Source organism: Scopulibacillus darangshiensis (assembly GCF_004341035.1).
Taxonomy (GTDB): Bacteria; Bacillota; Bacilli; order Bacillales; family Sporolactobacillaceae; genus Scopulibacillus; species Scopulibacillus darangshiensis.
Genome location: NZ_SLXK01000011.1, coordinates 52527 through 66240 on the forward strand (window position 1 = coordinate 52527; position 13714 = coordinate 66240).

Consider the following 13714-nt stretch of genomic DNA (forward strand, 5'->3'; position numbering starts at 1 on the left):
CAGATATGAAAACCGGGGGCAAATGGTCCCCGGTTTTATGCACTCCCACAGGATTTTATGCATGACAAATCACACCTTTTATCCTTAAAGAGCCTTCCCGCATCAGCGGAAAGGCTCTTTTTTTATTCGGTCAAGGACTCCTCATGTCTGACCATATTGTCTTTATTTTTTTTGAAAAAGAAAATATAGAATATCATGGTACATATCATAAAACCTATGAGGAAACAGGCCAATACTAAAGCGTGTGACTTTAACATATCCAGCTGATTACCTGCAATGATATTCCTGAATCCTTCTATACTGTAAGTCATTGGCAACCATTTAGGCACACTTTGCAAAGGCTCTGGAATCAATTGCACCGGGTATGACCCGCCGCTTGTTGTCAGCTGAAGTATAAGAATGATCACGACAATGAAACGCCCCGGATTGCCGAGTGCAGCCCCAAAGAACTGGATTAATGCCATAAAGGTCAAGCTTGTTAATATACTGAACAGAACAAACAGCATTGGATTATTAACCATGAGCCCAAGGCCGAATAATATAACCAAGTCTGCAATCACGGCCTGACATATACCCATCACAGCCATCACCATATATTTGCTGAGTCCGAGTCCTATGCCGGATCGAGGCGGTCTCTGTGATTCCCTCAAATCATAAATGACGGTCAACATGAGCGCTCCGACAAATAAGCCTAGCGACAAGAAATATGGCGTAAAACCGGTGCCGTTATTGTTAACATTTGTGTGTGTTGCATCCGTTAACCTGACTGGCTTTGCGAACATATCCGCATGGTCATCATCTGTCGGTGTTTTCGCTGCCTCATCATGCGCATTATGAAGCTTTCCAGCGAGCTCCGAACTTCCGTCATAGAGTTTGCCAGCCCCATCCTTGAGTTCGGACACACCGCTATTCATTTTGCTCGCGCCATCGCTAAACTGTCCCATCCCGTCGGCAAGCTTTTGCATATTCGTATTAAGTTCCTTACTGCCGGCAAGCAGCTTTTCGCTGCCATTGTCAAGCTGTTCGATGCCGCCTATAAGAGTCGGCCAGCTTTTATTCAGCGATTCTGTTCCTTCTGCAAGCCGGTCAGCCCCTTCCTTCAGCGCCGCCGTTGCATTCGGCAATTTATCAATTTGCTTTTGAAGCTGCTCCATGCCGCCGACTAATCGGTTTTCTGCGTTCTCAAGTTGATTAAATTGGGTTAATGCCTTATTTTTTATACTCGAATATTGATCCAATTTTTGTGTCAGTGCTTTGGCAGCCGCTGCTGCTTGCTCTGGATCACCGATTTCCGAACGAATGTGTTTCAAATCATTGTGAATCTCATCCATGTTATTTTTCTTTTCTATAATCTTTTTGAAATTTTCATCGTTCTTTACCTCGGGATGCTCCTTAACAAATTGATTCACGGCGGCATCTAGCTGCGGCTGATTTTGATCAACGACATCGATAACCGCATTTAGATCAGTAAGAGCCTTTTCAAGTTGATCAGTATTATTTGTTAGATCATTAAGCAATGGTTTAAAGCTTTCGATCTTTTTCTCCAGCTGATCAAATTCATTTATTTTTTCCCTGACATCATCCAGGGCTTTATTAATGTTGGCTTGTATTTCCTCGGCTCCATTAACAACTTTTCCGTTTGCCTTAGAAATTTTCGTTACACCTTTATTAAGTTCATCTAGTTTATCGGCAAGCTTATTCGCTCCCGTTGCAAGCTTTGCAATATCATCTGTTTTGGAACTGGTTTGGTTATAAAGCTTTTGTGTCCCGTCATTTAAATCACCAAGCCCATTTTCCAGCTTAGCAGAGCCTTGGGCGAGTTGAACTGACCCATTCGTTAAGGCTGCGCTTGCGGTCATAAGATCCCCGAAATGCTTTTTAAGTTCAATCAGCCCATTGTATTCTTTATTGCTGCCATCTGAAAGATCGCCTGCTCCGCCCGCAGCTTTTTTCAAACCATCTGTCAGCTGATCCAATTTATCGTACATCGCTTTCACATACGATTTCGTTATTTCATTTGCGACTTTATTCTTAACTTCTTTTACTCCAGTTTCGCTCATTTTTGACGCGGTATAATTGTAGCCCCGATTTAGTTTGTATGATAAGGGAGGTTTTGTTATTTTTTCATCCTTTATAGTTGTTGCATCCTTGGAAAAACCCTTGGGAATCATGATTGTCATAAAATACTTATTTTCTTCCATGCCTTTTTCAGCTTGTTTTTCAGATACGAACTCCCAATCGAAACTATCATTCTTCTTTAAATTATCTACTAAATCATTGCCTACTTTAACTTTTTGGCCCGAAAGAACAGCCCCTTTATCCTGGTTAACAACCGCTACCGGGAGCTCGCCGGTTTTATCGTAAGGATTCCAGAAAGCATAAAGAAACATGCCGCAATACAGTACCGGAATCGCCATAACACCTATCATTTGAATAATCGCTTTAGGACTCTTTGTGATTGATGCCATTTCTGAGAAAAATAAGCGCAAAGCATTCACATGACGTCACCTTTCTTTTCTTTAGTAATTAATGACCATCTTGGTCAAACGGTCAAGTTACCACATAAAAAAAGCCGCTTGCAAGCAGCTATCTTTTACCTTTTCATAAGTCCCTTAACAAGGTAAAGATCAAATAAATGAGCAATTTCCTCCTTTTCTAATGGCTGGTGACGCTGTTCCCATTCAAAGACTAAAGCAACATAAAGTTTAAGCATAATAAAAGCCGTCATAGCCGGATCACATGTCTTTAGTTCGCCTTTATTCATTGCTGTCTTAATGTGCCCTTCAATGAAATGCAAAATGGCATCCTCTAATTTTGTCAGGGCGTTCTTCGCGGGCAGCGTCCCGATCTCCCGAACTTCTTGAGACAATTTAATCGTCAATTGGTGTTCTTTCCTAAAGGCTAATATGCCGTACAAAGCCCGATGAAGATTATCAAAAAAGGAGTCTTCGGGACGGATGGCTGTTGTTGCTATGTCCTTAGCTTGATGAATTAATTTCTCAATGATGTCATCAAATAATTCCTCTTTGTTCTTAAAAAATGTATATATGGTGCCTTTGCCGACGTTGGCGATTCTCGCCACTTGATCCATTGTCGTTGCCTTATAGCCAAAAAGGGCAAAGGACTCCTCTGCTGCCTTAAGTATGCTTGTTTTTCTATCCAAACTCATTGGCAATCTCCTGTTTTTGACCAATTGAACATTTCAGTCATATTGTTTTACAAGAATTAATATACCATTGAACAAGCTAGGTTTGCAAGGTGATTGGATAATTAAATTTCCTATTAAAAAAACCGGAACGTTTTCAAGTTCCGGTTTTGATACGTTCTATTATTTTTTGTGCAGCTCCTTTTCCTTGGCGGATACAGTCGGGCAGTCCGACACCATCATATGAAGCGCCAGCTAAATAGACCCCTGGATAATCATGAGGCAGCTTGTCTTGTATTTCAGCAAGCCACAGCTTATGGCCGACAGGATATTGGGGCATCGCTTCCCGCCACCGGGTGACGACAGAAAAGTGGGGATCCTTCTTGAAATCAACGACGCCGCTTAAATTTTGCAGCGATGTGGCAATAAGCTCCTCATCGGATTGTTCAATGATGGCATCATCACCGGCTTTTCCAACATAGCATCTTACCAAGGCCTTTCCTTCTGGCACTGTATGCGGCCATTTGAGGTGTGTCCAAGTCGATGCTGTGATCGCGATCGGTTCCTTCCGGGATACGACGAATCCCGTGCCTTCCTTTTCGAGTGTCACGTCATCTTTATCAAAGGCCATTGCAACCGTTGCAACTGATGTATTCGGATCGGCATTTTCCCTCTTAAGGTATGCGGCATCAGAAAAAAGGTTAGCGGAAATATCGTTTGGAACAGCGGATACAACCATATCAGCGGTTATTTTTTCATTATTATTAAGTATAAGTTCATATTTATGATTTTCACGTTTAATTCGGCTGACAGTGACCCCCCGCAACAGACGGGCATCTAACGAGTCCACAAGCCGCTCAATTAATGTTCCTAATCCGCTTGTGAGTGTCGCAAACTGACTCGTTTTCTTTTTTGGCTGTTTTCCGTTGAAACCCAAGATCAAACTGCCTGCATCCCTTTCGACATTAATGAATTGGGGCTGGGTTGCAGCTAAGCTTAATTTATAGATGTTCCCTGCATAAATTCCAGAGAGAAGCGGACTGATAATATGGTCAACCATTTCCTCACCAAGACGGGCGGAGAAAAAGTCACCAACAGACATATCCTCGTACTCCGGCAGCTGCGGCAGGATCAAATCATTTAATGCTCTCGCTTTGCCGTCTTCCGAAAGCAGGCCGGAATCCAGCATCGGTTTCAATTGTGTTGGCACACCCATTACTGAGCCTTCGGGAATAGGATGAAGCTCACCGCTTTTTAGAATATAAGACTTCCCGGTATGGTTAGAAACGACTTGATCACCCAGTCCAAGAGCTTCCACAAGCTCGAGCGCTTCCTTTTTTCGCTTCAAAAAGGAATCCGGCCCTCTTTCAATTGTAAAACCGTCCCGATGTACCGTCTCGACTTTACCGCCAAACTGGTCTTTTGTCTCGATGACTGTGACATGAAGATCAAGATGGCTGCTTGCAGCAAGCTTTTGAAGATAAAAAGCTGCGGTTAGTCCTGTAATCCCGCCGCCGATAACAGCAACATGCTTAGCCATTGACCTTGCCGCTTTTCTCGGATAATGTCTTAAGCACAACATTGGTGAGACAATCAATAAATTCCGGATTCGCATTTGGCATATCAGGTCTGTAATAAGCCGCACCTAATTCATCTGTAATCACTTTACATTCAAAGTCATTATCATATAAAACCTCGAGATGTTCAGCGACAAAACCAACAGGACAATAAATGAATGACCGGTAACCTTCTTGTTCATACAGGTCCCTCGTCAAATCTTGTACATCAGGGCCAATCCATGGATCAGGCGTATTTCCGGCGCTTTGCCAGCCGATGGCGTCATGCTGAAGATTTGCAGCCTCGCTGATCAACTTTGCTGTTTCCTCTAATTGATTGGGATATGGATCACCTGTAGAAATAATCTTCTCCGGAAGGCTGTGCGCTGAAAAGACGACGACAGTTTGCTCATGATCTTTTTCAGGAATAGCCTTGAATGTATGCCTGATTTGATCTGCCCAGTATGAAATAAACGCTGGCTCACGGTACCAGCTTTCAACTGATGTGATAGATGGACCGCCAAGCTCTTTGGCCGTTTGGATGGCTCGTTCGTTGTATGCTTTCACACTGAATGTGGAGAAATGAGGTGCCAACACAAGGCTCACCGCTTCATCAATACCGTCTTCATGCATTTGTTTGACAGCATCCTCTATAAAAGGGTGTATATGTTTCAGACCGAGGTAAGCTTTGAATTCGACATCATTTTGCCGTTCATTCAAACGTTTCTCCAAACCTTCCGCTTGTTCTTTCGTGATTTTCGCTAAAGGAGATGTCCCGCCAATCGCTTCATATCGGCCCTTAAGATCCTGAAGAAGGTCATCCGTAGGTCTTCGGCCATGCCGAATATGTGTATAATATGGTTCAATGTCTTCAGAACTGTATGGTGTGCCGTAAGCCATGACTAGTAAACCAATCTTCTTTTTTGCCATCTTTTCTCCCCCATTTTATTTACTAGTGTAATCATGCACAAAATCCGTTAACTTTTTCAGTGTTGCAACGCTTGCTGCCGGGAATATACCGTGGCCAAGGTTAAAGATATGGCCGGTTGTCTCTTTGCCTTGATCCAGAATGGTCTTTGTTCGGTCCCTTAGCATATCAAAGGGTGCGAGTAATAAAGATGGATCAAGATTTCCTTGAAGACCTTTCTGTATGCCCATTGCTCTGACATCCTTAATCGATGTTCGCCAGTCAATCGATAACACATCTACAGGCAGCTTATTCCATTCCTTTAATAAATGGCCCGATCCGCTGCCGAAATAGATGGTTGGAACGCCCGTTTCTTTCAAAGCTGTGAAGATCTTCTCCATTGCAGGAGCGATATAGATACGGTAATCCTGTTCCTCCAAGGCACCGACCCATGAATCGAAAACCTGGACGGCTTGTGCACCGGCCTTAATTTGTGCTTTAAGATATACGATCGTGAGTTCAGCAAGCTTGTCCATTAACGCTTGCCAAACGCTGGGCTTGGCATACATGAACCCTTTCGTCTTATGGTAGCCTTTGGATGGGCCGCCTTCAATAATATAGCTTGCCAAAGTGAACGGTGCTCCTGAGAACCCGATTAACGGCACATTCAATTGCTCCCTAAGAAGTTTCACCGTATCTAATATGAAAGGAACATCGCGATTCGGATCCAGGCTTCTCAGATTTTGTATATCTTCTATTGTTGAAACAGGATTTGAAATGACCGGTCCGACTCCTTCTACAATTTCAACATCGACACCGATCGGTTTCAGCGGTGTCATGATATCCGCGAACAGAATAGCAGCGTCGACACCTAATTGATCTACCGGGAGCTTTGTTACCTCAGCACACACTTCCGGGTTTTCATTAATGTCAAAGAAGCTGTATTTCTCTCTGATTTTTCGGTACTCAGGCTGATAACGTCCCGCCTGTCTCATGTACCATACAGGCGTATACGGGACATCCTCACCGCGGCATGCCTTTAAAAATACATCATTAAACCTATTCGCCAAAACACGACACCCTTCCTCGTCCGTAACATATTCATTTCTATTTTATCTAAAAGCCGGATGAATTGCATTGATAAACGCTCGATTTCCTCCCCAACATCAATTGTTCAAGAAAATGTCTTAATTAAAAGCCCGGAAACCAATCCACAGCCGCCCCGGGTGACGGGGCCCCTTCCTGTTTGGTTTGTACGTTATAAGGTACGACCACAAAGGAGCCCGTAGATAATGGGTTGGCGAAATCAACAACATATTCGCCTTTACCTGTGACTTCTCCAATCTGCTGCCTTTGTCCGTCCTTCATTTCGTAGATACGGTAAATGACACGGTCATCCTCAAGCGGCGTCCATGTGAGCCTTACCGCGGGCAAACCATACCTGCCTAATGTCACCGATGCTTCTAGATTTTTGATACTGCCCAACCGGATCGGCGGCTCCAAATCCTTCACACCTCTCGGCTTATGGAATGTCAAATGCTGCTGCTTCGGGATATCATTGATGATATCCTTGAATAGCCTGGTGGCATCACCGCTTCCGCTTGTCACATATTGATCCTCGGTGGTTGTATTATAACCAATCCAGACCGCGCCGACGGCTTTCGGTGTGTAACCGACAAACCAGGCATCCCGTAGTCCGTCTTTCACCTTTTCGTAACCAGTAGATCCAGTTTTACCTGCCAATGCAGTGTGTACCTCTCCTGCCTTGCCCGTACCATTTTGAACAACCGATTCAAGCATTTTTGTCATATACCATGCTGTTTGTTTTTTAAAGACCTTTGTTGCCTTGGGCTTCGCATGGCCGATCAGTTCACCATCATGGTTGTAAATGGCTTTAATAAAATAAGGTTCAACTTTTTCACCATTATTAGGGAACACACTGTAAGCAGAAGCCATTGAGAGCGGAGTGACCCCTTTTCGCAAGCCGCCAAGGGCAATTGCGAGGCCTTTATCCGGAAGCTTAAATCCCAGCTTTTTCAGATAGGCTTTGCCTTTTTCAATGCCAATTTTATTAAAAAGCCAAACTGCAGGGGCATTTGTTGAGTGCGTTAAGGCATCATACATGGTGATCTTTCCGGCATACTTGTGATTATAATTCTCAGGTGTGTAATCATCGTATTTGGCATATGTCAGCTTTTTATCGGTAAGCAAAGAATAAGGTTTATATTTCCCGGAATTAAGCGCAGGGCCGTAAACCGCCAAGGGCTTAAATGTCGATCCGGGCTGGCGTTTCATCGTAACGTGGTTCAGCCCTTTTTTGACATAATGGCGTCCTCCTTGTACTGCAAGTACACCGCCTGTTTTCGGATCCATTAGGACAAAAGCGCCGTTGGGGGTTTTATTTGGATTAGAGCCCTTGAAATAGCTGTCATCTTTAAAATGCTTGTAGGATGCTTTTTGCGCTTTAATATCCATTGGGACGATGATTTTATACCCCCCGCTCAACACTTCTTCATTCGACAGGTGGTATTTCCTCTTAGCTTCATCTAGAACCATATCGACATATGTATAGAATTCAGGATGACTTTCATGCTTTTTCAGATCCAATCCAAGAGTTTTTCCCTGCAATCTGACAGCATCCTTTGAGCTGATATAACCTTGTTCTTCCATTAAGGATAAGACAAGATTACGGCGTTTCAGTGCTTTCTTTGGATGAAGAATCGGCGAATAAGTTGACGGCGCTTTGAGCATGGCTGCAAGCATCGCCCCTTCGTCGACGGTTAATTCACTGACATCCTTATTGAAATAGAACTTTGCAGCAGATCCAATCCCATATGCGCCATGGCCAAAATAGACGTCATTAAGATACATCTCGAGGATCTGCTGTTTGCTGTATTTTCGTTCAAGGTTTATAGCAATAACCGCTTCCTTTATCTTCCGCAGCCAGGATTTTTCATTTGAGAGAAAAACTCTTTTTGCGAGCTGTTGTGTGATCGTGCTGCCGCCTTCAGATTTGCTGCCGGATATGATGTCCCTAAATGCGGCTCTAAAGGTCCCGCGAAAATCTATGCCATAATGCTGATAGAAACGCGAATCCTCTGTTGCGATGAACGCTTCCTGGACTGACTTCGGGATTTTTTCGATCGAGACAAGCTCTCGGTTTTCCAAATAAAGCTTGGAGATTTCGTGTCCCTCCGTATCGACTATTTTAGTTGTTGTGTCCATGACGAGATCTTTTTTGTCAATCACATAATTACCTGCAAAAATAATAATGATATAGCCAATAAGTCCGAGTATCAGCATCCCCAAAATAACATTGACAGCAATAAGCACTTTTTTTAGCAAAACAAACACACCCCCTTTGGGCTGTTTTTCTTTTCTTTATCTTCCGCAAAAAAGAATAAAAAATGAGTGATTGATTTTTCTTTTTCGAATGTATAAACCTTAACTTTAAGGTTACATTAATAATTGTCGTTGGGATATAGCCAAGCGGTAAGGCAACGGGCTTTGACTCCGTGATTCGCAGGTTCGAACCCTGCTATCCCAGTCACATAATACCTAACCAAATGTTATAGAAGAAAATTTGTTTGTCAAGATAAAAACAGCCGCCAAATTGGCGGCTGTTTTTATCTTTTTTTTAAGACGATTGCCGTTCGGATTCATTGCCTACGCTATTTTCATCATTGTTTTCGCAGGCAGTGTTGTTTCCTTTTTTGTTTTTCCTGAGTCCGATAAACAAAACACCTATAATGATCAACCCTTCAATGCACCACTTCCAGATGGCATGGCCTGTGAAGAAGTCTTCCATGAATGGTTCGCTGAACAACATTTTTGCTGCGGTGAATGCCAAGACGGCCGAACCGGCATAGATGATCCAAGAATAACGATCGACGAGTTTTAAGAACAAGGTGCTTCCCCACATGATCATAGGAATGCTAATGATTAGCCCTAATATAACCATGAAGTAACTGCCATGAGAGGCACCAGCAATGGCTAAGACATTATCCAGACCCATTAAGGCGTCAGCTATAACAATCGTCCGAATCGCCTCTGTTAAACTCGTCCCCGCTTTTATACCATCATGCCCTTTATTGTCAATTAAGAGCTTATACGCAATCCAGATGAGCAGGATCCCGCCAACCAAATGCAGCCCTGGAATCTTGAGAAGCCACACCACAATTAAAGTGGCCGTCGCCCGTATTGCCACCGCGCCTATCGTTCCCCAAAGAATTGCTTTCTTTTGCTGTTTTTCAGGCAGCCTGCGAGCAGCAAGTGCTATGACTATGGCATTGTCTCCGGCAAGAATTAAATCCAAGCCAACAATCAATAACAGCGTTGTCCAGAATTCTAAAGTAAAAATATCCAATATCCCACTCTCCCCAATTTAAGATTTGTTGTAAGACCAAACAATAATTTCTTTTTTAATATTGCCGTTTACTTTGCCGAACTTTTTCTACTTCTTATAAACAAAAAAAGCAACCTTCACCCTCCTTTCGGATTGGGTAAAGGTTGCCTTATAAAATATAAAAAACCTTTACCCCGAAACGTTCAGGCAAAGGTCTTGCTAACAACATTTAAGTTGCCAACAAAGCCGGGGACATTGATCCCGTAATGACGACCTTGTTGTACAGCTACTCCCCTTTGAGAGTTATTCATTTAACCTCATAATAAGCTATAAAAGGGATTCCGTCAACTGAAAAAATTGTAACGAAACTGTAATGAAAACCCTCTCCTTCCCGGCAAAACGCCATTTTAAGGATATTAATACCAGCAGTCCTTAAACACATATAATTGTTTTTCTTTTTTTATAAGAGTAAAATCCCTCTCTGCAAACCAACTTTGACGGAGATGATACAAAATGGATACTATCCAGCATATTCTTACCACTAGAGCAGAACAAACCCCTGAGTTAGAGGCCTTAGTGGCCGGCGGGAAGCGTTATACTTTCCAAGAATACAATGAACGCGCGAGGAAGCTTGCGCATTATTTGTTAACAGCTGATGTCCAAAAAGGAGATCGCATAGCGATTCTCGGCAAAAACAATCATACCTTTCCAACTATTATTCAAGCGGCAATAAAAATAGGAGCTATCGCTGTCCCTTTAAATACTCACTTGACCTCCTATGAGCTTGACGGCATTATCTTGAACAGCAAACCAAAGGTTTTCTTTTATGACGATGAATTTTCCAATACAGTGAATGCCTCCGAAAATACTAGCATGATAACCAACATCATTAAAACCTGTATTGGCATGGAAACAACAGCTGAATTTGATAACTTATTTGCTGGGCAACCTATTACTGATCCAACCGTGGCTGCAGAACCGGAAGATCCCGCTGCCATCCTATTTACTTCGGGGACAACTGGGAACCCAAAGGGCTGCATTATCGGTCATCACCAAGTGGCAAGCTACTTCAATCAAATGGAAAATTTAAGCTTCAGACAATCAGGCGGACGTTATCTTGCCGTCCATCCTCTCTTTCATATGAGCGGTTTTCTTAACATATTGAACGCTATCCACTATGGCCTGACGATTGTTTGCCTGCCTGATCAAGATCCTGCAAAAATATGGGCGATCATTAACGAAGAAAAAATAACAACCATGATGGCATTCCCATCGCTTTACACCTACATGATGGAAGAATTCAAACAAAACAACTGGGAAGCCCCTTCCTTAAAATCAGTTTCAGCCGGCGGGACACCTGTTCCGGAACAACTTATCAAACAGTATGCTGATGCTGGCATCATGATGGGACAAGGTTTTGGCAGCACAGAGGCCTGGGGTGTCAGCTACTGGCATCCGCAAATGGGTTTTGAAAAGGTGAGCTCGGCCGGAAAACCCTTTAATCATGTCGAAGTCAAAATTGTTGACCCTGAAAGCGGGGATGAGCTTCAGGCAGGTACAATCGGGGAAATTATTATTAAAAGTCCTTTTCTCTTCAGAGGCTACTGGAATAACCCTTCGGCAACTGACAGCGTCCTAATTAATGGCTGGTATCATATCGGGGACGCCGGCTATCTTGATGAGGATGGCTATTTGTACATTACTGGCCGTTATAAAGATATGATTGTCTGCGGCGGTGACAACATCTATCCTGACCAAGTCGAGGAAGTCATTTACGAATGTGATGGTGTCCTCGAAGCAGCGGTCATCGGTATTCCTGATGACTTTTGGGGAGAGGTGCCAAGAGCTTATATTGTCCAATCAGCGGATGGTTGCTTGACCGATAAAGATATCATTCAGCACTGTCAAAAGAAAATCGCCGATTATAAAGTTCCAGAGATTGTTTTTGTAGACCAGCTGCCAAAAAACAGCCTAGGAAAAATATTAAAGCGTGACTTAAGAAAAGAAGCGGTCGGTTAATAGAGATACTAGAAGATCGGAGGTATTAGCCCCCGATCTTTTTATTAAAATAAACACGTCATAGATTAATAAAGGATAACAGCCGACAATCTTCGGGATTATTTCCCCGGAAATAATCCCCGTATTGACAAAAAGCAACAACAATTTGGTATAACCCTTAGAAGGTTTATTTCTACGCCCCTGGACGGAGTTAACCCTAGTCACACCCAAATCCTCCCCCGCATATTTTATAGGCAAACAACACGTTAATCTATAGGAGGAAGGCAGATGGGCATTGACTTAACAGTTCTTCATTGGGTCTACCTTTTATTTATTTTTATCATTATTGCCGTCATGATTATGAGGCGCGATACGACGCTAGTGTGTATTATCGGTATATTCCTGCTCGGTTTGCTTGCTACATCCTCATTAACAACCGCATTAGGCGGTGTTTTTAACAGCCTGATCTATGCTATTACTCAATTATTAGGGACAATTCTTGTAATTTCAGTCATTGTGGCGATGAGTCATGTCATGACGAAAACTGGAATCAATGATGTCATGATTTCCCCTTTTTCTAAATTCATTAAAACCCCTACACTTGCCTTTTGGGTCATTGGATTCTTGATGATGGTTGTCTCCTTGTTCTTCTGGCCAACACCAGCTGTAGCCCTTCTTGGTGTAGTGCTGCTTCCGGTCGCGCTAAGAGTCGGTTTGCCAGCCATTGGCGCCGCGATTGCTATGAACTTATTCGGCCATGGAATAGCGCTTTCGGGCGACTACATTATTCAGGGGGCTCCAAAGCTTACAGCTGATGCAGCTGGCATCCCCGTATCAGACGTCATGGTTGCCAGTGTACCGCTTGTTATCATTATGGGTGCGGTAACGACTGTGGCGGCCTTTATTTTATTGAAAAGGGATATAAAGCGAGGAGCTTTGGTTGTAGATGCAGCTGAGATTAAAGAGCTGGATAGGAAAACCTCAAGGGGGAAGGAAACTTTATCCAGGAAAAGCAAAGTGTTATTTGCTGTCCTGATCCCCGTACTCCTGCTCTTAGATGTAACAGGCATGATCTTATTCCATTTGCAAGGCGGAGATGCCACGGCATTAATCGGCGGCACAATTATTTTCATACTTATGGCTATCTCACTAGCTGCACATAAAAATAAAGGTTTAGAGAAAATAACTGAGTATCTTATCGAAGGCTTCCAATTCGGCTTTAAAGTTTTCGGTCCGGTTATTCCGATTGCTGCCTTCTTTTATATGGGGGATTCGGGATTTCAAGCGGTCTTCGGCAATGTTCTTCCTGCCCATTCAGAAGGCATCGTGAATGACCTCGGTTTTGCTTTAGCGCATGTGGCTCCGCTTAACACGGAGGTCGCCGCCGGAACATTAACCATTGTCGGTGCGATTACTGGTCTTGATGGATCGGGTTTCTCGGGAATTTCATTAGCAGGTTCGATCGCCCACCTCTTCGCCACTGCGATCGGCAGCGGAATAGATACTTTGACTGCGCTTGGGCAAATCGCAGCCATTTGGGTTGGCGGCGGAACACTCGTCCCTTGGGCTCTCATTCCCGCTGCCGCCATTTGTAATGTCGATGCATTTGAACTTGCAAGGCGGAACTTATTACCGGTCATTATCGGGCTTGTCGTAACCACAATCGCTGCCATGTTTTTGATATAGATCAAAAGAAAGAGGTGTAGCCACCGGGAAAACAGGGAAATACATTCACACAACTTTATGTTCGTGAAAGGAAGTCA

10 protein-coding genes and 1 tRNA gene are annotated in these 13714 nt (G+C 43.4%); 3 read left to right on the forward strand and 8 right to left on the reverse strand.

Features of this window, described 5'->3' with window-relative positions; genetic code table 11:
* Nucleotides 1–122 precede the first annotated feature (122 nt).
* The 6 genes from EV207_RS09445 to EV207_RS09470 form a co-directional block, all read right to left on the reverse strand.
* Nucleotides 123–2498, reverse strand: coding sequence for a YhgE/Pip domain-containing protein (locus tag EV207_RS09445; RefSeq protein ID WP_132745916.1), 2376 nt, complete (start codon nucleotides 2496–2498; stop codon nucleotides 123–125).
* A gap of 95 nt (nucleotides 2499–2593) precedes the next feature.
* A complete protein-coding gene (locus tag EV207_RS09450; protein WP_132745917.1) occupies nucleotides 2594–3169 on the reverse strand; it encodes a TetR/AcrR family transcriptional regulator in 576 nt (191 codons plus the stop codon).
* A gap of 133 nt (nucleotides 3170–3302) precedes the next feature.
* Nucleotides 3303–4685, reverse strand: a complete 1383-nt coding sequence (hemY, locus tag EV207_RS09455) for a protoporphyrinogen oxidase (RefSeq protein ID WP_132745918.1) — start codon at nucleotides 4683–4685, stop codon at nucleotides 3303–3305.
* Complete coding sequence (gene hemH / locus EV207_RS09460) at nucleotides 4678–5631, reverse strand: ferrochelatase (RefSeq protein WP_132745919.1); 954 nt, start codon at nucleotides 5629–5631, stop codon at nucleotides 4678–4680. Before hemH ends, hemY begins: the two co-directional genes overlap by 8 nt.
* Before the next feature lie 15 nt (nucleotides 5632–5646).
* Complete coding sequence (gene hemE, locus EV207_RS09465) at nucleotides 5647–6678, reverse strand: uroporphyrinogen decarboxylase (protein ID WP_132745920.1); 1032 nt, start codon at nucleotides 6676–6678, stop codon at nucleotides 5647–5649.
* A 121-nt stretch (nucleotides 6679–6799) separates the two neighbouring features.
* Nucleotides 6800–8911: a transglycosylase domain-containing protein gene (locus EV207_RS09470; protein ID WP_132745974.1), complete on the reverse strand. Its 2112-nt coding sequence runs from the start codon at nucleotides 8909–8911 to the stop codon at nucleotides 6800–6802.
* 172 nt (nucleotides 8912–9083) lie between these two features.
* On the opposite strand from EV207_RS09470, the gene EV207_RS09475 reads away from it, so the two are divergent.
* Nucleotides 9084–9155, forward strand: a tRNA-Gln gene (locus tag EV207_RS09475).
* 90 nt (nucleotides 9156–9245) lie between these two features.
* On the opposite strand, the gene EV207_RS09480 is transcribed toward EV207_RS09475, so the two are convergent.
* Entirely contained in the window at nucleotides 9246–9974 is a 729-nt protein-coding gene (locus EV207_RS09480; RefSeq protein ID WP_132745921.1) for a TerC family protein, read from the reverse strand.
* 492 nt (nucleotides 9975–10466) lie between these two features.
* On the opposite strand from EV207_RS09480, the gene EV207_RS09485 reads away from it, so the two are divergent.
* Nucleotides 10467–11972 (forward strand): class I adenylate-forming enzyme family protein, encoded by a 1506-nt coding sequence (locus EV207_RS09485; RefSeq protein WP_132745922.1) that lies wholly within the window; start codon nucleotides 10467–10469, stop codon nucleotides 11970–11972.
* On the opposite strand, the gene EV207_RS09490 is transcribed toward EV207_RS09485, so the two are convergent.
* Entirely contained in the window at nucleotides 11949–12176 is a 228-nt protein-coding gene (locus EV207_RS09490) for a hypothetical protein (RefSeq protein WP_132745923.1), read from the reverse strand. The two genes, EV207_RS09485 and EV207_RS09490, sit on opposite strands and share 24 nt — an antisense overlap.
* A gap of 63 nt (nucleotides 12177–12239) precedes the next feature.
* Between EV207_RS09490 and EV207_RS09495 the strand changes: the two genes are divergently transcribed.
* A complete protein-coding gene (locus EV207_RS09495; protein WP_132745924.1) occupies nucleotides 12240–13637 on the forward strand; it encodes a hypothetical protein in 1398 nt (465 codons plus the stop codon).
* Nucleotides 13638–13714 lie beyond the last annotated feature (77 nt).